The following is a 21,059-nucleotide window of genomic DNA, read 5'->3' on the forward strand; positions in this document are numbered from 1 at the left end:
GCCCCCCAGCGTTGCGCTGCGCTCGCTCGGATACGGTCCAGGCGTGACTCCTCCACCCCGTAAACGGGGTGGCTTCTCGCTATGCCTGGTTGGCGTCGCGACGGACCAGCCCGGCCCGTAGAACGTTGGTTGCTCCGACGACGTCGGCGTGTGCCCGGTGGCCGCACGAGAGGCAGTGGAACTTCTCCTGGGTGGGCCGGTTCTCCTTGGCGGTGTGCCCGCATTCGGGGCACGTGCGGGAGGTGTTGCGGGGGTCCACGGCCATCATTTCCCGCCCGGCGCATTCAGCCTTTGCGTTGAGGATCGCGAGGAACACCCCCCAACCGGCTTCAGCGATCGAACGGTTCAGCCCGGTCTTGGCCGCTGCCCCGTTGGGCACAAACGCGCCCGGCTGCTCGGGGTCGGGCTTGGGCGCGGGGGTCTTGCTCATGTTGCGGATCTTGAGGTCTTCGTGCGCGATGAAGTCGTGCTCACGGACCAGATCGAGTGCGGTCTTGTGCGCGTGGTCGAGCCGCTGGCGTCGCACCTTGCCATGCAGGGCCGCGACCTTGTCCACGGCGCGCTGGTGGTTGCGGGTGCGGTCCTTGGGTAGTCCTGCACCCGTGACCGAGCCCGCCACCGCCCCTCACGCCGCCAGGGCCCGCCCCATCTGGCTGACCCGCAACGTCAAGGTGCTGTGCGGGGTCTCCTTCCTGCAGGACGCGGCCAGCGAACTGCTCTACCCGATCCTGCCGATCTTCCTGACCGTAGTACTCGGCGCCCCGCCCGCCGCCGTCGGTGCCATCGAGGGACTGGCCGAGGGAGCAGCATCGATCACCAAGGTGGCCGCCGGGCGCCTCGCCGACCGGTTCGCCCGCCGTCCGCTGATCGGTGCGGGATACGGTCTGGCCGCGGTCGGCAAGCTGCTCATCGCGCTCGCGACCGCGTGGCCGCTGGTCCTGGTCGCCAGGGTCACCGACCGGCTCGGCAAGGGGCTGCGTGGCGCACCCCGCGACGCCCTGCTCGTCGAGGGCGTTCCGAACGGGCAGCGCGGCAAGGTGTTCGGTCTGCACCGGGCCGCCGACACCGCCGGCGCGGTGGTCGGCCCGCTCGTGGGGCTGGTCCTGTACGAGGCGCTCGACCACCGGTTGCGCCCGCTGTTCTGGATCGCCGTGATCCCCGCCGTCGCGTCGGTCGCGCTGGTCGGCGCCGTCCGCGACCCCCGCTCACGCAGGACGACCCACGGCACACCCACGAAGGCGGCCCGGACACCGTGGCGGTCCCTGCCTCGCCCGTACTGGCGCGTTCTCGGGGTGCTGCTCGCCTTCAACCTCGTCAACTTCCCTGACGCGCTGCTGCTGTTGCGTGCTCACGACCTGGGCCTCTCCACCGCCGGGGTGGTGGGTGCCTACGCGGTCTACAACCTCGCCTACGCCGCCCTTTCCTACCCTGCCGGGGCGCTGTCCGACCGGTTGCCACGCTCGCTGGTGTTCTCCGCCGGCCTGGTCTTCTTCTCGATCGGCTACCTGGGCCTCGGCCTGATCCATGCCCCGTGGGCGGTGTTCGTGGTGCTGCCGCTCTACGGTGGATTCGCCGCCTGCACCGACGGAGTGGGCAAGGCGTGGATCTCCACCCTCGTTCCCGACCGCCAGCAGGGCACCGCGCAGGGCCTCTACCAGGGCGCCACCGGCGCCGCCGTCTTTCTCGCGGGCGTATGGGCCGGGCTCGCCTGGGGCGCCGACGGCCACCTCCCGTTGCTGATCTCAGGTGGCATCGCCCTCGCCCTCGCCATTGTGCTGCCGACTGCCGTCCGCTCGCGGACCGCAGCTCCCTGATCACCCCTCAGTGACCGAAGCACGGCGAAGGCGGCCGTGTATCAGGTGTAGTGACAGGTTCTGGTCAAAGACTTGTCCAAGTGCCGGACGCCTCCTGCCGCCGGTGATCGGGTTCTCTGCGACGGCTGTACGACCACCCGTTCTTCGGAGGACCTGGTGTCAGCACCAACCCGTAAGAGACGATGGCTCACGACCTGTGCCATCACCGCATCCGCCGCACTCGTCGCGATACCCGCAGGCGCCGCGTCCGGCCCGGACGGCACCCCCTTCGGGGCCCGCGCACTTGCCCAACTCGCCGCCGAACGCGCGCAGTCGGCGGGTGCCATCACCCCCAAGGCGAAGGCCGAGGACGACGGCGACGGCGGCGACGACGGCGACGACGGCAACGAGGCCGACGAGATAGCCGAGGGCGCGGACCAGTACGCCGAGGCCCGCACCTCACCCGGCATCGTCGCGCCGGGCGCGTACGGCGCCGCCTGGCAGAGTCTGACCAACCTGCGCAGCACCGGCGGCAGTTGGCGGAACGTCACCGACCTGCCGTACAACTCCGACGACCCGCGCTACCGCGACTACGACTCCAACTCCAGCGGCGGTTCGGGCAACGTCACCGGCCGGATGGCCGCCATGGCCGCCGACGACGACGGGTACGTGTACGCGGGCAGCGCGGGCGGCGGAGTGTGGCGCTCGCGCACCGGAGGCGGCCACTGGCAGCCGATCAGCGACCGACTGTCCTCGCAGTCCACCGGCGCGCTCGCGCTGGACGGGGCCGGGCGGCTGTGGCTGGGCACCGGCGAGGCGAACACCAACGCGGACGCCTACCTCGGCAGCGGCGTCTACGTCCTGTCCCACCCGCACCACGGCACGTTCTCCACGCGCAGCCGGGTCGGCGGTGACGAGCTGGAGTCCACCACCGTCCGCCAGCTGCGCTTCGGCGGCGGCAAGGTGTGGGCGGCGACCAGCGAGGGCGTGTGGAGCCACTCCACCAAGAAGCTCAGCGGCTCCTGGAAGCTGGAGTTCGCCCCCAACCCCGACTACCTGCCCGGGGGTTCGAAGGCGACCGACGCCAGCGCCGCGTACAAGAACATCACCAACGACATCGCCATCGACCCCAAGGACCCGTCCAAGGTGGTCCTGGCGGTCGGCTGGCGCAGCGGTGACGACTACAACGGCTTCTACACCAAGGGCGCAGGCGGCACCTGGACGCGGATCACCAGCGGCTTCGGCGACCTGCCGACCGACGCCGACAACGTCGGCACGGTCACCTTCGCCCACTCCGCCGACGGCTCGCGCTACTACGCCATCGACGAGTCGCCCGCGCAGATGGCCGCCAACCCCGACAGCGGCCTTCAGGGCATCTACAGCGCCGGCTCGCCATTCGGTCCCTGGACGAAGGTCGCCGACTACAAGGGCCTGGCCGCCGACGGCTCGGCGCTCACCTCCAGCGGCTACATGCCAGGCGTGCAGGCTTGGTACAACCAGTTCCTGACCGTCGACCCGAACGACCCGAAGCACGTGTACGCGGGCCTGGAGGAGGTCCACGAGTCCAAGGACGGCGGCGCCACCTGGTCGGCCGTCGGCCCGTACTGGAACTTCGGCTTCTCCTGCTGGAGCATCGACCCCACCAAGCAGACCGGCGACTGCAACCAGACCACCCACCCCGACCAGCACGGCGTCGCCATCGGCAGCTACCACGGCAAGAGCTTCGTCTACGTCGGCAACGACGGCGGCGTCTACAAGCGCCCGGTGGGCGGCTCCCAGGACACCTCCGGGCACGCCACCGACTGGACCTCCCTCAACGACGGCACCATCGACACCCTCCAGTACTACTCGGTGGGCGTCGGCAAGGACCTGACCTACGGCGGAGTCTCCGTCACCGGCGGCCTCCAGGACAACGGCCAGTCCATCCTGCGCGGCAACGACACGGTGATGGGCTCCAACTTCGGCGGCGACGGCGGCGACACGCTCACCGACCCGGCCAACGGCTGCAACATCGCCGAGGAATATGTCTACCTCGCCATCCAGGTGACCCAGAACTGCGCTGTCAACGACGGCAGTTGGATCACCGACTCCAGCAAGATCACGTCGTACAACGTCGCCCCGGCCGACAACGCCACCGGCGAGGCCCGCTTCATCGCCCCGATCACGGCCGACGCGAAGAACAGCTCGACCTGGATCGCCGGCGGCCGCCACATCTGGGTCCAGACCCACGGCTACGCCATCCGCAGCGGCTCGGAGTGGACCAGCGTGTACGACCTGGGCGCCGGGCACACCGCGACCGCCGTCGCGGCCGCGGGCGGCAAGGTCTACGCGGCCTGGTGCGGCCCCTGCAACAACCAGGGCTTCGCCCGTGGCATCTCCGTCGGCAACGCGGACGGCACCGGCTGGCACGACATCACCCTGCCCGCCACCGGCGCGGACGGTGCGGTGCCCAACCGCTACCTCAGCGGCTTCGCCGTGGACCCGAAGAACGCCGACCACGTCTTCCTCGCGGTCAACGGCTTCTCCCGGCACTGGACCGAGGGACCCGGCGCGGGCGTCGGCCATGTCTTCGAGTCCACCGACGGCGGCACCACCTGGAAGGACATCTCGGCGAACCTTCCCGATGTACCCGCCAACTCGGCGGTCGTCACGGCGAACGGCGGCCTCGCCGTCGCCACCGACCTCGGCGTCGTCTACCGCGCGCCGGGCCGTACGACATGGCAGCGCGTCGGGAACCTCCCGGCCGTCGGCGTGCTCCAGCTGAAGCTGAGCCCCGACGGCAAGACGCTGTACGCGGCCACGTACGGCCGCGGCATCTACACGATCAAGGTGCGCGACTGCGACTGAAGTAGCGACATCGCAGGGGTGATCCCGGGCTGCCGGAGTCACCCCTGCGTCGTGTACGGCACCACACTCACGTCGAGCCTGAAGGCGACGCGCGCGGCGCCCGCCACGTCCGGTGCTTTCGCCGTTGCCGTGATCTTGGCGGTACCGCCCCGGGTACCCGCGCAGCGCAGCGAGGCGTGAGCCGAGCCGTCCGCCTCCAGCTGCCACCCGGACACCAGGACGAAGACCGGCGCGGAACTCGTCACACCCGTCCACCGCTTGTCGTCGGTTCGAGGCCGCAGGACGAGGGACACCACCGTCCCGGGCCGAACGCACAGATCGTGGACAGACGCGTCTCCCGGGCGAAAGGTGACGGTGGTGGAGCCCGCGACGCACCCTGGGGACGTGGAGGCTGTCCCATGAGGGGCCGGGGCTCGTGTCGACGGCGTCGACGGTGCCGTTGCCGACCTTGTCACAGCGGGCGAGCTGGGGATTCCCGGTGTGCCGGGGCCGCTCTCCGAGGGGGTGGCGGTAGGTGGACTGGCAGCAGGACGCGGCGGCGCCGAGTCCGCTTCCGAATCGTCGCCACTGCCTCCGCAGGCGGTCAGAAGGCAGGAGAGGGCGGCCAGGGCGGCCGCGAGCAGGGGCCAGGATCCTCGGCCCCGTCTGCAGTCCTCCGTCATCATGACCACTCCCTTGCGTCACCGAACGTCACTGCGACGTCCTCGGCCGCAGTTCGGTTCCCGTCGCCCGAGGAGAAGCGGAGGGTCTCACCGTATGCCCGAGTCCAAGGGGATGGACATCCGGGAGGCGGTCGCCATTCACGACGGAGGCATCCCACACTGCGCCATCAACGGAGCGCACGATCGAGGCCCTGGAGCAGGGCGTTAGTGCTCGTGAAGGGTGTCGGCGATGGCGGCGGACAGGAGCCGTCCCTCGCCGAACAGCCCCTGGCGCCCATGGCTGAGGCATGCGTCGTCTCCGGGGCCGGGGTGACGAGCCGGGACAGCGGTCCGGCGATGATGCCGGCCCCGTGGCAGCGGCGCCCTCAAAGTGTGGTGCGGAAAAGGCGGGGCATCGAGGTGTTCGAGGGTCAAGGGCACGTCAATTCCCTGCGGTTCGGGCGGTGTTGAGCCGGAAGGCGTTGACATGGTCATGCTTGCCGCAGCAGAGTGTCGGCGTCCCTCAGCACGTCCTGCACGATGTTCGGTTCGGCCGGGCCTCGCCCGCCCCCATGGCGCGGACGTGTACGAGGCATGCTCCCGACCCCACTTCGCGACGCACCGATGCCGGACGTGCCCCTTCTGCGAAAGGGAACGGATCATGTCCCTGGCATCCCTGCTCCACCGCCTGGCGAGACCCGGCCTGGTGACGGCGGCCCTCGCGGCCGGTGCGCTGGCACTGTCGACGACCACCGCCAGCGCCGCGCCCGCCCTCACCCAGATCAGCACCGATCCCTACACCAACTCCACCAGCCAGCACGCCACCGAGGTCGAGCCGGACACCTTCTCGTTCGGCTCCACGGTCGTCTCCGCCTTCCAGGTCGGCCGGTTCACCGACGGCGGCTCCTCCAACGTCGGCTTCGCGACCTCCATCGACGGCGGTACCACCTGGACCAAGGGATTCCTGCCGGGGATCACCACGCAGGCGGGCGGAACCTTCCAGCGGGTCAGCGACCCGTCGGTGGCCTATGACGCCAAGCACAACGCCTGGCTGATCTCCACCATCCCCATCACGTCATCCGTCACCGTGCCCGAGGTCTTCACCAGCCGCTCGACCGACGGCGGGCTGACCTGGAGCAACCCCGTGGTCACCGCGACCGGTTCGAACCTCGACAAGAACTGGATCGTCTGCGACAACACCGCCACGAGCGCCTTCTACGGCAACTGCTACACCGAGTACGACAACAACGGCGACGGCGACCGCATCAAGATGACCACCTCCTCCGACGGAGGACTCACCTGGGGCGCCTCGAAGAACACCGGCAACAACGCCACCGGCCTGGGCGGACAGCCCGTCGTCCAGCCGAACGGCACCGTGGTGGTCCCGATCGCCAACGCCTCGGAGACTGCGATCCGCGCCTTCACCTCCACCAACGGCGGCAGTTCCTGGACCAACGCCCGGACCGTGGCCACCGTCAGCACGTTCACCGTGCGCGGGGGTCTGCGCAGCGGCCCGCTGCCCTCCGCCGAGATCGACGCCGCCGGCAAGGTGTACGTCGTCTGGCAGGACTGCCGCTTCCGCGCGAGCGGGGGCTCCTGCACCTCCAACGACATCGTGATGGCGACGACCACCAACGGCACCACCTGGTCGTCGGTGACCCGCATCCCGATCGACGCGACGACCAGCACCGTCGACCACTTCATCCCCGGCCTCGCCGTCGACCCCGCCACGTCGGGCAGCACCGCGCACCTGGCGCTGACGTACTACTACCACCCGGTCGCCAACTGCACCGCTGCCAACTGCCAGTTGGACGTCGGGTACGTCTCCTCGACCAACGCCGGCAGCACCTGGACGGCGCCGACCCAGCTGGCCGGTCCGATGACCCACTCCTGGCTGGCGAGCACCACGCAGGGCACCATGGTCGGCGACTACATCTCGACGTCCTTCTCCGGCGGAACCGCCCACCCCGTCTTCGCCGTCGCCTCGGCCCCCAGCGGATCGGTCTTCAACGAGGCGATGTACACGCCGACTTCGGGCCTCACCGCGGCCGCCGGCACCACCACCGCCACGACCGCCACCGCACGCGACAACGCCCTCTCGGCCCGCCTGGCCGCGATCGCCTACGCACAATGGCTCGCCAACGGCGGCACCGGGGGCGGCGAGGACAGCCCCTGACCGACAGCCCGCCCCGTCTGTCCGGCGGTCAGCCGCCGGACAGACCCCCGCACAGCCGCGCCGCGGCTCACCCGCACCGATCCAAAGTCAGGTCGTGGGTTGTCAATCGGTGCCGGCGGAGCGAATAATTCCTTGCGTGGCCCTCATGCGGGGGAAGTGGGCCTTAATCGGCCCGACGCGCATAATTGACGGCGGTCTTGGTTCAATCGGCAGGATTACCTCGATCGCCGTTCATCCGACGACGCCATCGACCATTTATGTGGGCGGCCCGCGATGCGGGATCTGGAAGACCACGAACGGCGGCGGCTCCTGGCAGCCCGTGGGCGACAGCCTTCCCACGCTGGCGCTGGCGGCGCTGGCCGTCGATCCGGTCACGCCGGGCCGTGTTTTCGCGGTACTGGCGGGCGACGGCATCTACCGGTCCGACGATTCGGCAGCCACGTGGACGCAGGTCTTCGGCGATCTAGGAACGCCGGCGGGGACGGGGGTGTTGCTCATACATCCAACTACACCGGCTCTGCTGTACCTGACCGCCGGTGCGAACGGCCTATATCGCTCAGTCGACGCTGGCGCGGGCTGGACACGCGTGAAGACCGGATTCGTCAACGACGTCGCGATGCATCCGATCGAACCGGCCATTCTGTACGCCGGCGTGCAGGGGGACGGCGTCTATAGGACGACAACCGGCGGTGCGGCCGGCGAGCCTGACTGGACAAAGCTGCCCGGGCTTCCCGCGAGCGGGTTCACGCGCGTCACGCTCGCGCTCTGTCGGGCCGTCCCGAACACGATCTACGCCGGCCTGAGCGGGAACCCGTTCCGGTTGTACCGGACCACCGACGGTAGGACCTTCGCATTGCGCTACACGGCGCCGTCCTCGATCTACAACCCATGGCTGGGCGTCGATCCAGTGGACCCGTCGATCGTCTACCTCCCGAGCGCGAACTTCCAGCGTTCGACCGACGCGGGCGCCAGCTTCGTCGTGACGAGCAGCGATTTGCATGAGTGCCAGAAACTTGTCACTGACCCGGTTACGCCAGGGGAGATCTACCTCGGCCGCGACAACGGGATCTTCCGTTCGACAAACCGTGGGGTGAGCTTCACACAGATCGGCGGCGGGATCGCAAACGTTGAGTTCTACGACGGCGCGCTGGCGGCGACCAGTCCGAGCTTGATGATCGGAGGCACACAGGACAACGGCACCATCAAGTACGACGGCACGAGCACGGTCTGGAACGAAATCCAGGGAGGCGACGGCGCCACCGTCGCGTTTGATCCCACTAACGCGCAGATCCTCTACGCGATGGGCCAGTACGCAAGCAGCATCACCCGCTCGGCGAATGGCGGCAATAGCTTCAACCCGTTCGCGCCTGGGCTGCCGACCGGCTCGGTCTGCTTCAACCTCCAGTTCCTCGTGCATCCCACGACTCCCGCAACGCTGCTGCCGTGCTGCACGTCGCTGTGGCGCATCACGGCCCCGGGCGGTACGTGGACGCCGATCTTCACCCCGACTGGCGACAGCATCGTGCGCGCGGCCGTAGATCCCCCGGTCGACCTGTACTACGCGGGCTCGAGCGGCGGAAGGCTGTACGCCGGACCGAGCGGCGGCTCGTGGCAGCAGGTTTTCGCGAACCCGACCGGCGCCAGAGTCACCGACCTGCGCATCGATCCCGACGACCGTGGCGTCCTCTACGGGACATTCAGCGGGAGCGGCGCGGGCCGTGTGTACCGTATGACGCGCACCGCCGCGGCGCCGACGAGCCTGTCGGCGGTCGACATCACGGCGAACCTGCCCGCCGGCCTTGGAATGAATTCGCTCGCCGTCGACCGCATGGCGCCGTTCACCGTCTATGTGGGCACGAACCGCGGCGTATATCGAGGAGTGTCGACGAACAGGGGCGCGAGTTGGAGCTGGACCAGCTACAACAACGGCCTGCCGATCGTCAGCGTGAACGACCTCGAAGTGCACCCCACAAGCGGCGTCATGCGCGCGAGCACCTTCGGCCGGAGCGCGTATGAGGTCTACACCGACTGGCCGATCGGAACACTGGCGGAGGCAACGGGACGGATCGCGTTCCTACGCGTCCACGCAACGGCCGGGCCGTTTGCATGGTCGCTCACCGCGCGCCGATCAGGGTGCCCGGTGTCCGTGCAAGCGCTGGCTCCACGCCCGTCAGCGGCGACCGCAGAAGTCGCTGCCGGATCCGATGCCGGAGCACTCCCCCGCTCAATCGGCGCTCGAGGCGGGATTCCATGGAAGGCGCGACGCGGCATCCGGACCGGCAGGCAGCGCCAGATGCGACAGATCTTCGGGCGGAGGGGTGGTCACTGGCCAGAACGGGACGGCGGCCCCGTCGGCCACCGCGGCCGGAGCGTCGGTCAGCCGCATGCGCTCACGCAGACGGCCGTAGAAGTCCATCGGCCCCAGTCGGACGGCCCTCAGTCGGCGCGGGGCGGCATAGACGCCGATCCAGTCCCCCGGGTCGAGCACGCCGCGCAGTTGGCCGTCGATGCTGACGGCCACCGGGCCCGACCGTTCGAGTACGCGCAGGACGACGGGTTCGTCGGGGGCGGCCACCACCGAGCGGTTGAACGCCATGTGCGGGGCAACCGGGGTGAAGATGAGGGCCTCCGCGCGAGGCGAGACGACAGGACCGCCTGCGGCAAAGCTGTAGGCGGTCGAGCCAGTCGGTGTGGCCACCAGCAGCGCGTCGGCGGAGTAGGACGCCAGGAGTCTGCCGGCGAGATAGACGGCGACCGATACCTGCCGGTCCCTCGACAGTTTCTCCAGGACAACGTCGTTGAGTGCGGTGACGTTCAGGGCAATGCCCCAGTCGTCACCAGACGGGCAGTCGGTGCGTACCCGCGGAGGCGGCAGGAGAGGACCGCGGCCGTACCGCAGCAGCGCCTCCATGCCCGAGGGCACTTCCAGACGGCATGACGCGCGCACAGTGAGCAGCATGCGGTCTTCGACCGTGAGGCGCTCATCCCGCACAGCGTCCAACGCCGAGCACACCTCCGTGACGGGGACTTCGGTCAGGAATCCCACCCGACCAAGATCGACTCCCAGGACCAGCGCGTCGTTCTCGGCGGCCAACCGGGCGCCGCGCAGGAAGGTTCCATCGCCTCCCAGAGTGACGATGAGATCGGGATGGCCCGCGGACTCGACTTCCTCGCGCGCGCTGCGGCGCGCGCCGTCACGCCACACGTCGATGTCCGTGCAAGCCACCGCACGTTCGGCGCACCACGCCCGAACGATTCCAGCAGCCTCCAGGGCTTCTGCACGCCCTCCGTGAACAACCAAGCCGACACGACTGACCGTCACGTCTCCTCCAAGCCGACTCGCGGGTGAAGGCCGGCGGCGGGGAGCCCCGCTGCCCCGGCCCCCGGCATCCACAACAGCACCGCGCCGAAGACGCGGGCTCAAAACCGCACCGATGCGGAGCAACGGCAGGCGCAAGGCCATACTCTCCGCGCGGCGATCCATCGCGCGCAAACGCCACGCCCTCCGCGCGTTCTCCGCGAACTCCTGGTCTGGGAGCGCTGCTTCCGCTCTGCTGGGCGCACGTCAGCTCAGGCCGGTGCCGTCGTTGAGCGGCATCCTGTCCTGAAGGCTGCCGCAGGCCGAGCACAGCCTGGACGAGGGGAAGAAGCGGTCCACCGCAATCACTTCCCGGCCGTACCAAGCAAGCCTTGGACTCCAGCATGCTCCGGAACTCGGCCCATGTCGTATCCGAGATGGCGCGAGCCAGGCTCCAATTCCTGACCATGTTGCACACCGTCAGGTCCTCGATCACGAGCGTTTGTTTTTCACGCACGAGTCGAGTGGTCAGTTTCCGCAGATGGTCACGTCTACGGTCGGTGATGCGAGCGTGCATACGAGAGTTGCCACAGAGCGCGTGCCGCCCCGACCGTAGGCACGGTGCCGGCACCCGCGGGAGCCGGCACGGTGTCGTGGCTACTGGAGCTGCTCGGTCCGGCTGACGACGAGTCGGCCGCTCGCGAACCCTTCCAGCCGTGCCGAGCGCGCGGTGGCGGCGCCCGGCACTGTGACGTCGGCCAGGCCGTCGGCGAGGTCGATCGACGCGCGGGGCCGCTGGTCGACGTAGACGTCCAACCGGTCGATGTTGAAGGTCTTCACCTTGAGCCGAAGCGCGCCGTCGGTGGCGGTGGCCTCTGTGATGGACAGGGCATGCGGCCCCCATCCCGATCCTGGGGTGCGCCGGATCGTCACCGCCCCGGGGCAGACCTGGCGTTTGGCCGTGACTTCGACTTCGCGCACGAGCCTCGCCGTTGTATTGGCCACCGCCTTGCTGCTCGCCGCCGAGGCGGCCACCGCCGTCGCCGAGCCTGCGGGTTCCTCCGCCGCAGACCAGCTGCGCCGGGACACCGAGGCGATCCACGCCCTCGGTACCAGTGGTGTGCAGGCCCGCGTGATCGCGCTCACTGGCCCGCACGCTCTGGCTGTCGACAATGGCCGCACTGGATCTGGGATCACGGCCGAGCCGCACACGCTCGCGTTCGCGCAGCGCCGTCAAAAGCCGGTACGCCACCGCGTTGAGGATCTCCCGCCGTGTGTGTTTCGCCGGCTGTCCACCGGGCCTGACCGCCGGAACCAGCGGACGCAGGATCTCCCACTCCGGATCGGACAGATCCGTCGAGTAACGGGTACGCCCGCACACCCCAGCCCCCGAACGTGCGCCACGACCCCGCTACCAGGCGACTTGCCCGCTGACCGGCTTCTCAGACGCCCTCTGGTTGGACATCTTTCGCTTGACGACGCGGGACTGGCTACGGAGCCGTCGTGGTGGCAGCAGCGTGGTCAGCAGGTCGTCGCGGAGCCGGATCAGTGCCGCGATCAGATGCTCAGGGGGAAAAGACACCGGGCGCGGCGGTGACTCTGCGGCGGAACACACACGTCGAGGAGCTGTTCGGTTGATCTTGGGGCGCACCAGACACGCCGTCACCGGCACGCTCTCGCGCGCGTCCTCTACGGATTGTGCAGCTCACAGCCCACGAAAGTGTCGAGGGCGTCTCCGTTGGCGATGTCACCAGTGCCACCGTCACAGTTGACTGTGTCGGCGAAGCCGTCCCCGACGCTCACGACGTCGTTCGCGCCACCGGTGGTCACGGTGTCCTTGCCGCTGCCCGCGTTGAGGACGACACGGAAGGTCGGGGCGGGGAGGCTGTCCGTGAACGAGTCGTCCCGGTCGCCCAGATTCGCGGTGAAGTTGCTGACGCCTGCGGCCAGGCCACAGGTCGCCGTCGTGGCGTTGACCTGAATGCAGCCGAACCCGACAGCGATCCCGGCCGTGTCAGTGACCGTGAGGACTCCGCCGGGCGCCGTGACGGTCACCGTGTTGCTGAAGCCGGATGCGGCGTTGTAGGCGACGTACGAGCCCCAGCGGTTGATGCCTGAGCCCGCCACCGCGGCGGCCGGAGAGGCGAGCGCCAGCGGCATCGCCAGTCCCGCCAGGGCCGCCGGAACCGCCACACGTATCAGAGTCCTGCTTGCGATCTTCATGCTCTGCACCTCTCACACATCCGTAAGGGCACCGGGCGGAACCCTCACCGCCAGAGAAGCAGAGCGTGACGATCGATGCACTATTTGTTACGGCTTTCGGAGGCTGTCCAAACGAGACCCTTGTCTGCGCAGGGCAGCTGACCTATCCGCGAGAAACACCCCATTACAGCTATCCAATCGGGAACCGCTGCGGCCAGGCGGCCGCTTGTGACTTTGCAGCTGATGACGGAGGCTCACTGTGATCTCGGTCCGTCGGTCGGCCGCGGCGGCCCTGAGACGGTCCAGCGCGCCAGGTGAGTACAGCGGGCTCAGCACCCTTGGGGCTACAAGTGCATCGCATCCTCTTCAGCCCGCAAAGGTTCTGGCCACCTTCCCAGTGGCTGCTGTGGCAGCCGGCTTGATTCGCAGGGACAAGCTTCGACGCCAGCAACCACCGTCCATCAACTACATGCAGAGACTCTTGGCTAACGGCACCCACGGACACCTCGCCTCTGGCTGCGAACTACGGTGTTTCGAAAGTGTGCCTCTCTCGTTGGCGGGGTCGATCCAGCATGAATGTCAGACGTGTCTGTCAGGCTCTGGTTATGGAGATGACGCTGCAACTGACGATCGACTGTGCCGACCCGCAGAGGCTGGTGGCGTTCTGGAGCGAGGCTCTGGGATACATACCCGAACCTCCACCGGGCGGCCATGCCACGTGGCGGGAGTACTGGGCGGCCATGGGGGTGTCCGAGGAGGAGTTGCCTGCAGGTGCGGGCGACATCCCGGAGTCGATCGTGGATCCCGCAGGGCAAGGGCCCCGGGTGTGGTTCCAGCAGGTTCCGGAACCCAAAGCCACCAAGAACCGAATACACCTCGACCTGAAGGTCGGCGGCGGGCGCAACGTCCCGTTGGCGGTCCGCACGCAGCGGGTCACGACCACGGTGGAAAGACTGATCAAAGCCGGCGCCAGCGTGCTTCGGATCACGGATGAGCCGGACATGGGGCAGTACGCCGTCCAGCTGCAGGACCCGGAAGGCAACGAATTCGACGTCGTCTAGGAATCGTTCGGCCATGCTGCTCACAGCCACTCGTTGATCGCCGCGACGAGGACGGTCGCTTCGTAGCGGACCGCGAGCTTGTCGTATCGGGTTGCGACGGCACGGTGCCTCTTGAGCCGGTTGATGCCGCACTCAACGGCATGCCTTTCCTTGCTGGAGGGGCTCATAGCAGAGGCCGCGGAGCGACGTGGAGCGACGTGGAGCGAGGTGGACCTGTTGCTGGTCAGCGTTGACTCCACCACCGCCCGAGCCCACCAAGACGCCGCCGGGATGCACCTCGATCCCGGCGCGCTCGACGCGCTGGAGAAGGCCACCGAGGAAGAGCTCAGGTCAAAGGGGGCGGTCGCGAAGAGCAAAACGGGCGGAAGACCGAAGACGATCCCGGGCGGGAAGAGCGACGACGCATCCGGCGCCGTTGCACACGCCGGCTGAAGGCCGCACTCCTGGGAGGCTCCCGGGGTGGGCAGACCAGCAAGGTTCACCTCGCCGCCGACCGCAGGTGCCGTCCGCTGGCGTTCGTCCTGACCGCTGGGCAGGCCGCCGACGGCCCGCAGTTCATCCCCGTACTGGACGAGGTGCGCGTCCGCGGGCCCGTCGGCCGTCCCCGCACCCGCCCGGACTCGGTCGCCGGGGACAAGGGGTACTCGTCCCGCGGCAACTGCGCCCACCTGCGCAGGCGCGGCATCAAGGCCGTCATCCCGGAGAAACGGGACCAGGCAGCCAACCGGAAGAGGAAGGGCCGCAAAGGGGGACGCCCCGTCGACCACGACGCCGAGCTCTACAAGGAGAGGAACACCGTTGAGCGCCTGATCAACAAGCTCAAGGCGTGGCGGGGCATCGCGACCCACTACGAGCGGCTCGGCTTCACCGTCGCCGAATCATGGGAGGAACGGGATCAACTGGTGTGCATGGAGCGTGCTCTCTGAGTGGTCACAGCCACTCGTTGGTGGCCACGATCAACACGCGCTGGCGGATCCGGTCCGTGTGGAGGTCGAGTTCCTTGAGTGCTCCCCCACCACACCCCGCTCCCCCGTGTTGTGTGCCGCGCCCGTACGCGTTCGCCGACCGTAGACGTCGATGCCGGTCTGGACAGCGCCAAGGCAGGGAATGCCAGCCCATCGGGGGAATCCGTCCGGCGCTCAACGCGCTCTCGGTGAGCCGGCGGATACACGGCCTGGCCGTCAACGTGGGGGGCGGAGGAAGTGGCAGACGCGACCGCCGACCCTCACGGGGCAGGCGATCATGGTCTCGGGGCCAAGATAGTTGGCGTAGGGTGGAGCTATCCGACGCGGGGTGGAGCAGCTCGGTAGCTCGCTGGGCTCATAACCCAGAGGTCGCAGGTTCAAATCCTGTCCCCGCTACTGACGCCTGAGGGGCCAGCACGATGTGCTGGCCCCTCAGGTGCGTCCAGCCCCGGGTACACGGCGTTGCAGCTCGCGGGACGGGCGGGCCGAACTGCGCCGTGGGCACGAAGTGTCGCGCGGAGTGCAGCGCCGACTCGAGCTGCCCGGCGAGTGGGGGCACTGGTCGTGCGGCGCGCTCAACAGCAGCCCTGGGACGCCGACGACGAGTTCTGAACCTGTCCGCTGCGGCTCGGCACGCGGGGCGTTGTCAGAGCGGGGTGGTAGGTATGCCGCATGAATATTGGTCAGGCCGACCCTGCTGAACTTGCGGCGCTGCGGGCGGCGTTCGATGTCGAAGACGGGGGTGAGTCGGCTCTTGGCTGGGAGGCAGTCCGTGCCTTCGAGACAGACAACGGAATCGTGCTGCCTGAGCCGTATCGGACCTTCGTCGCTGAGATGACGGACGGGGTGTCGTCCGGGCCGCCGTCATACGGACTGCTGCCGGTGGCGGAGCTGCCGGCCGACTGGGGTGATGACGAGCAGGAACGTGATCTGAGTAAGCCGTTCCCCTTGACGGAAACATGGGTGTGGGAGGAAGACTCGGACCCGCCCGAGGATTCCGACGAACTCCTTGAGCAGGTCTACGGCCATGGCTCGATCGTGCTGGGCACTGACGGATGCGCAATGAACTGGCACCTCATCGTCACTGGCCCTCACCGAGGGCACATCTGGCTGATCGGTGACGTCGGCGCCTCCCCCTTCGGATCCCAGTTCGGGTTCACCACCGCTGATCCTGGCTTTGCGGGCTGGGTCCGGCACTGGGCGGCGAACAAGCCCTGGTATGACGCTGCGTGACCCTCGTACCATGGCCGCATGGGCAGAGACGGCGTTGCCCGGCTGAGGCTGGTTGTGGTTACGGACGACCGCGACGTTTCGCCCTCATGTCCCACCGCTTGTTCCGACAGCACCTCCGCCCCGGGGCGGTCCCTGCCACCCTGCGGCAGCCGCCTCCCGGGGTGCTGACGGTTCGAGCGCGCGCCGTCCGGTCCCGGCGGCACGGTGACGGGGTCGGCGATGTGGCCGGCGATCGGTGCGCCGGTGGGTCGGCTGAGTTCTGCGGAGCCGAAGTGGTCGATGTGTCCATGGGTGACGACGATCAGGCGGACGCCCTTGGGGTCCGCGCCGTGGGCGGCGACCTGGTCGTGAATCAGCCGGCCGCTGTCGGGTGTTCCGGCGTCGACGATGATCGGTTGCCTGCCCAGCAGCAGATAGGAGTGGGAGGCGTGCATCGTGAACATTGGTCAGATGCCTGCTAAGCCCTGGGAGGGGCGGGCGGCCTGTGCATCCGTGCTCAGGCCGCCCGGCGCGGTCAGCTGAAGAACGGGTCGTCCACGACGTGTACCCAGCCGCCGTCCGGCTGGCGTCGGAGGATCTCGGTGGTGGTGGAGACCACCGGCTCCGGTCCGGCTCCGGTGAGGATGGCGTTGTTCGACACCAGGGCGACGTCGTCGACCTGTCGGATCTCGCGCGGTTCGAGCTTGAGGCGGGCACCGCTGTCGACCATCTGCTGCATGGCCTTGCGGATGGCGTCCGTGCCCACCAGGTGGGTTCCGGGAGTGGGGACGAAGTGGGCGTTCGGCTCGTAGAGTGACACCAGGCCCTCGATGTCACCGGCCTCCAGGTACTCCATGAACAAGGTCCCCACCTGCTGGGGCGTCTCGGCCCGACGCCGGGCGGTGACGCCGACCGGCTTGTCGCCCCAGCCGGCCGCCGCGATCAGGTCGTACCAGCTGGGTTGGGCGCCGTAGGGCAGGTGGCGGCGCAGCAGGTCGCCCGGGAAGGTGATCGGGTACGCCTTGTGGGGTTTGGCCAGGGCCTGGGTGATGATGGCGTCGCTGAGCCCGTAGGCCAGGTCCTGACGCGGCAGCAGGGCGTGCACTTCGTCGGCGAGGCCGGGCGGAAGGCTCTGACGCTGGGCTCCGAGGATGTCGGTGGCGATGCCCGCCTGGGCCAGCGCCACCTCCGTGCCCTTCCGCGAGGCGATGCCGTCCGAGGTGTGCAGAGCGATGGCGTCCCAGGCGACGGCGATACGCCGTTCCTCGACACCGCGTTCGCGGAGGAATGCCGCTGCGATGTCGGCGCCGTCGACTTCGAAACGCTGGTCTCCGTTGCCCTCCTCGCTCAGTCCGATGTCGTGCAGGACGCAAGCGACGAACAGCAGCTCGTCGTCGTAGTCGGTACCGGCGCGCAGACCCTGGTTCTGGGCATGGGCGCGGGCGAAGACATAGCTGCGGACGCTGTGATGGTGAACGAAGGCAGGCGTGGCCTGTGCCGCATAGGCGTATGCGTCCCGGGCGAGGCTCGTGTCGGGGAGGTCGAGCTGCTCGAAGACGGACAGGTGTGCGTCGGTGGTCATGATGTGTCTCTTTCATTTGGGCCCCGGTCCGGGGCAGATCGGTACGGTGCCGGCGGCGCGCTCACGGGTGCCGGGTATGGGGGGGTGTGCGGCCGCACGGCACGTGGAGCGACAGCCGATCGCCCCACGGGGGATGCGCGGCTGGAGTGCTGTGCTTACAGCTGGGCGACGAACGCGCCGATGTGCGCGGCCACCTGGTCTGGCACCTCAAGGGGCGAGAGGTGGCCGGTGTCCTTCAGGACGGTCAGCGTGGCGGTCGGGATCAGCGGCAGCAGGTGGTCGGCTAGCACGGTCGGCGGGTCGACCTTGTCGTGGCTGCCCGCGAGAACCAGCACCGGCACCTCGATGGCTGAGACGCCGGCCGACACGTCCTGGACCAGGCCCTGGCGCGGCCACTGGAGACGGGCCTCGTCGCCGCCGCGCAGACTGTCCTCGACCACCTGCCGGCGCAGCTCGGGAGTCAGCCCGCCGCGGGTCAGCATCAGGTCGATGCTCTGAAGAACCGTCTCCTCGTTGTCGTAGGCGTGGGAAACCGTCTCCTGCACCTGCTCGGTCACCCCGATCGGCACGGGCGGCGCGGGCGCCACGAGGACAACTCCCCTCAGACCGGCGGGCTTGCGTGCGGCCAGCATCTGAGCCACCTTGCCGCCCATGGAATGCCCGACCAGCACATAGCGGGAGTATCCGAGCGCGTCGACGACCCGCTGCGCGTCGTCCGCGAGCTGCTCCAGGTCATAAGGTCCCGGCACGCTCGTGGAGTCGCCCCATCCACGCTGGTCGTAGGCCACAAAGCCCTGCCCGGGATCCAGACGCTGCAGCACCGGGATCCAGGTGCGCCGTGAGCCTCCCCAGTAGTGCAGGAAGACCAGCGCCGGAGCGTCACCCTCGCGGACATGGGCGTACACCTGGCCGCCCTGCACGTCGAAGAAGCGGCCCACCACATTCTGCGAAGTCATTGCCGGCTCCTCGTCCACGGCCGGGGCTCTGGGACCGCTCCACCGGTGTGTGGAGTCGGCTGCCCCGCGCTCGCTCCTCGATCCTGCTGCGGAACCTCCCTTCCAGGCCACGGCTCATCTGTCAGCATGCGCATCTTTTGGGCCAGAAGGGTGCGGATGGGGCCTTGCTTTCCGGTCACACGATCAGCGGCTTGATCAGGGAATTTATCCCCGTGGCATCCCTGGGTCAGGCATGGCGGCTCCCTGGCCCTCCCTGCGACATTGGTGTCGGACGTAATATTGCGGCCATGAACATGCACCGGGTCATGGTCCTGGCGGTCGATGGCGTGCTGCCCATGGATCTGGGGATCCCCACGCAGATCTTCAACGCCCGTCCGAACACCCCCTACGAGCTCACCGTGTGCGGCGACACCGAGGAGGCCGTGACCACGAGCGCCGGTTTCACCCTCGGGCTGACCGCGGGTCTCGAGGCGCTCGCCGACGCGGACACGATCATCGTCCCGGGCTTCGAGGACTTCCGGCGCGCTCCGCACCCACGGGTGAGGGCCGCTCTCAAGCTCGCCGGCCGCGCCGGGATTCGTATCGCTTCCATCTGCACCGGCGCCTTCGCCGTCGCGTCGGCCGGACTGCTCGACGGCCGTACCGTCACCACCCATTGGGCCAGCGCGGATGACCTCGAAGAGCTCTACCCCCGGGTGCGCGTCGACCGCAACGTCCTCTACATCGACAACGACACCATCCTGACCTCCGCGGGCGTCACGGCCGGCATCGACCTGTGTCTGCACCTGGTCCGCAAAGACCTCGGCGCAGCCGTCGCGAACGACATCGCCAGGGACATCGTCGCCGCCCCGCACCGCGACGGCGGACAGGCCCAATACATCAGCAGAACCCTCCCCACCCCCCAGGCCACCACGCTCGCCGACACCCGTGAATGGGCCCTGCTCCACCTCGAAGAAGACCTCACCATCCCCCACCTTGCCGACCATGCCGGCGTCTCCCCACGCACCCTGACCCGCCTATGGCGCCAGGAAACCGGCGTCAGCCCCCACCAATGGCTCCTGACCGCCCGCATCAACCGCGCGCGAGAACTCCTGGAGACCACCGACCTCCAGGTGGAACAGATCGCCATCCGGTGCGGCCTCGGCAGCGGCGCCAACATGCGCGCCCGTTTCCGTGACGCCCTCGGCATCACACCCACGGCCTATCGCCGCACCTTCCAGCACCAGGCCGTCTGACGGCGAAGGCCAGACTGCGCGGTCACCGAGCCCGTCGACCCAGGCGCGCGTCCGCCCCGGCAGTGTCCAGGGCAGAAAGATCGCCTCACGGTAGGACGTCGAGGCCGTCCGGCCAATCCAGGACGCCATCGAACAGCGGGTGCGCCGCCTGCTCGCCGAACTCGACACCTCGGCCTGGCTACGTCCATGAGAACGGGTTCTGGCTCAGGCAGTCCGGCACCAGCCGCCGAGGGACGCCGCCGAAACAGGCGAACGCCGCCACGTGGGCTTCGGTCCAGGCGTATTGATCCAAGGGGAACACGGGGCGCACGAACATGTGCCGCGAACACGGCAGCACCATCACGAACGCCCAGACTCGGTGCCGTTTCCCGGTGCGCGGGTTGGTCCACTGCCCCAGGAAACCGTAGTCGATCTGTGCTTCCGACCCGGCTCGACCTCGTCGCGCAACACGGTGACCTGCGAGCTGGACACCTCTTCCGGCAGCGTGGCGTGCACCCACCGCCGGACCGCGGCCAGTGATACGTGCAACTTCCGCTCGTCGCACAGGCGTTGGTGGATCGTGGAGACGGTCACCGTTCCCAGCAGCGGCTTGATGTACTCAAGGTGCTTGTCGATCTCCGGCCAAGTCACCTGCCGCAGCCGCTTGTCCGCGGCCTGCGGGAACCAATCCTTGATCAGCTCGGCCCAGTCGGCCTCGCTCACGGGCGGCCCGCCCGGCGACATGCCCGCGGCCTCGGCCGGGGCCAGATACTTCCTGACCGTCTTGCCGTCCATCCCCAATGACACGGCCAGCGCGCCCTTCGAGCGCCCCTCGTACCAGTGGATGTAGATCTCCGTGATGTCGACCACGACGAACGTCCTCCTCGCCATCCGGGCTGCCCATCGGCCATCCGAACCCACAGGACGAGGAACATGAGCAGCTCCGCGACGACCAGGCCCCTCGATCCCGAACGCCGCGCTGCCCATGGCCAATTACGAAGATTCAGGATGGGGAGAATCGGGACGCTCAAACCGCCCTAGATGGGGAAAATCGCTACCGCCCACAAGCGTCAAACGCCGTTGTCAGTGCCTCCCCATAGAGTGAACACATC

The 21,059-nt window shown here is 68.6% G+C and carries 13 protein-coding genes, 1 tRNA gene and 5 pseudogenes; 8 read left to right on the top strand and 11 right to left on the bottom strand.

The window, feature by feature from the left end:
• Positions 1-79: 79 nt before the first annotated feature.
• Positions 80-586: pseudogene (locus AB5J50_RS02580) on the bottom strand (RNA-guided endonuclease InsQ/TnpB family protein); the annotation flags it as partial.
• Between the two features lie 16 nt (positions 587-602).
• On the opposite strand from AB5J50_RS02580, the gene AB5J50_RS02585 reads away from it, so the two are divergent.
• On the top strand, positions 603-1,814 hold the full coding sequence (locus AB5J50_RS02585; protein WP_369254492.1) for an MFS transporter: 1,212 nt from the start codon (positions 603-605) through the stop codon (positions 1,812-1,814).
• Positions 1,815-1,970: 156 nt separating this feature from the next.
• Positions 1,971-4,640, top strand: a complete 2,670-nt coding sequence (locus tag AB5J50_RS02590) for a glycosyl hydrolase (protein WP_369254494.1) — start codon at positions 1,971-1,973, stop codon at positions 4,638-4,640.
• 38 nt (positions 4,641-4,678) lie between these two features.
• On the opposite strand, the gene AB5J50_RS02595 is transcribed toward AB5J50_RS02590, so the two are convergent.
• On the bottom strand, positions 4,679-4,885 hold the full coding sequence (locus AB5J50_RS02595; RefSeq protein WP_369254496.1) for an acetyl-CoA synthetase: 207 nt from the start codon (positions 4,883-4,885) through the stop codon (positions 4,679-4,681).
• Positions 4,886-5,942: 1,057 nt separating this feature from the next.
• On the opposite strand from AB5J50_RS02595, the gene AB5J50_RS02600 reads away from it, so the two are divergent.
• Complete coding sequence (locus tag AB5J50_RS02600) at positions 5,943-7,457, top strand: exo-alpha-sialidase (protein WP_369254498.1); 1,515 nt, start codon at positions 5,943-5,945, stop codon at positions 7,455-7,457.
• Between the two features lie 2,224 nt (positions 7,458-9,681).
• On the opposite strand, the gene AB5J50_RS02605 is transcribed toward AB5J50_RS02600, so the two are convergent.
• From AB5J50_RS02605 to AB5J50_RS02620, 4 genes and pseudogenes are all read right to left on the bottom strand, one after another.
• Positions 9,682-10,779, bottom strand: coding sequence for an NAD(+)/NADH kinase (locus AB5J50_RS02605; RefSeq protein ID WP_369254500.1), 1,098 nt, complete (start codon positions 10,777-10,779; stop codon positions 9,682-9,684).
• Between the two features lie 264 nt (positions 10,780-11,043).
• A pseudogene (locus AB5J50_RS02610) lies at positions 11,044-11,338 on the bottom strand (RNA-guided endonuclease InsQ/TnpB family protein); the annotation flags it as partial.
• 74 nt (positions 11,339-11,412) lie between these two features.
• Positions 11,413-11,901 (bottom strand): hypothetical protein, encoded by a 489-nt coding sequence (locus AB5J50_RS02615; RefSeq protein WP_369254502.1) that lies wholly within the window; start codon positions 11,899-11,901, stop codon positions 11,413-11,415.
• A gap of 543 nt (positions 11,902-12,444) precedes the next feature.
• Complete coding sequence (locus AB5J50_RS02620; protein WP_369254504.1) at positions 12,445-12,978, bottom strand: hypothetical protein; 534 nt, start codon at positions 12,976-12,978, stop codon at positions 12,445-12,447.
• A 584-nt stretch (positions 12,979-13,562) separates the two neighbouring features.
• Between AB5J50_RS02620 and AB5J50_RS02625 the strand changes: the two genes are divergently transcribed.
• Positions 13,563-14,018 carry a VOC family protein gene (locus AB5J50_RS02625; protein WP_369254506.1) on the top strand — a complete coding sequence of 152 codons (456 nt, stop codon included), beginning with the start codon at positions 13,563-13,565 and terminating at the stop codon, positions 14,016-14,018.
• A gap of 20 nt (positions 14,019-14,038) precedes the next feature.
• Here AB5J50_RS02625 and AB5J50_RS02630 read toward each other — a convergent pair.
• Positions 14,039-14,155 (bottom strand): annotated as a pseudogene (locus AB5J50_RS02630) (IS5/IS1182 family transposase); the annotation flags it as partial.
• A 10-nt stretch (positions 14,156-14,165) separates the two neighbouring features.
• On the opposite strand from AB5J50_RS02630, the pseudogene AB5J50_RS02635 reads away from it, so the two are divergent.
• The 3 genes and pseudogenes from AB5J50_RS02635 to AB5J50_RS02645 all read left to right on the top strand — a co-directional run.
• A pseudogene (locus AB5J50_RS02635) lies at positions 14,166-14,875 on the top strand (IS5 family transposase); the annotation flags it as partial.
• Positions 14,876-15,305: 430 nt separating this feature from the next.
• Positions 15,306-15,379: transfer RNA gene (locus tag AB5J50_RS02640), tRNA-Met, on the top strand.
• A gap of 276 nt (positions 15,380-15,655) precedes the next feature.
• Positions 15,656-16,216 carry an SMI1/KNR4 family protein gene (locus tag AB5J50_RS02645; RefSeq protein WP_369254508.1) on the top strand — a complete coding sequence of 187 codons (561 nt, stop codon included), beginning with the start codon at positions 15,656-15,658 and terminating at the stop codon, positions 16,214-16,216.
• 89 nt (positions 16,217-16,305) lie between these two features.
• Here AB5J50_RS02645 and AB5J50_RS02650 read toward each other — a convergent pair.
• The 3 genes and pseudogenes from AB5J50_RS02650 to AB5J50_RS02660 form a co-directional block, all read right to left on the bottom strand.
• Positions 16,306-16,659, bottom strand: a pseudogene (locus tag AB5J50_RS02650) (MBL fold metallo-hydrolase); the annotation flags it as partial.
• Positions 16,660-16,730: 71 nt separating this feature from the next.
• A complete protein-coding gene (locus AB5J50_RS02655) occupies positions 16,731-17,777 on the bottom strand; it encodes an SgcJ/EcaC family oxidoreductase (protein ID WP_369254510.1) in 1,047 nt (348 codons plus the stop codon).
• Positions 17,778-17,932: 155 nt separating this feature from the next.
• Entirely contained in the window at positions 17,933-18,733 is an 801-nt protein-coding gene (locus tag AB5J50_RS02660; RefSeq protein WP_369254512.1) for an alpha/beta fold hydrolase, read from the bottom strand.
• 287 nt (positions 18,734-19,020) lie between these two features.
• Here AB5J50_RS02660 and AB5J50_RS02665 point away from each other — a divergent pair, with 287 nt between their 5' ends.
• Complete coding sequence (locus tag AB5J50_RS02665; protein WP_369254514.1) at positions 19,021-19,968, top strand: GlxA family transcriptional regulator; 948 nt, start codon at positions 19,021-19,023, stop codon at positions 19,966-19,968.
• 339 nt (positions 19,969-20,307) lie between these two features.
• On the opposite strand, the gene AB5J50_RS02670 is transcribed toward AB5J50_RS02665, so the two are convergent.
• Positions 20,308-20,817, bottom strand: coding sequence for a hypothetical protein (locus tag AB5J50_RS02670; protein WP_369254516.1), 510 nt, complete (start codon positions 20,815-20,817; stop codon positions 20,308-20,310).
• Positions 20,818-21,059: the final 242 nt, after the last annotated feature.

It is taken from the genome of Streptomyces sp. R35 (assembly GCF_041053035.1).
Taxonomy (GTDB): domain Bacteria; phylum Actinomycetota; class Actinomycetes; order Streptomycetales; family Streptomycetaceae; genus Streptomyces; species Streptomyces lutosisoli.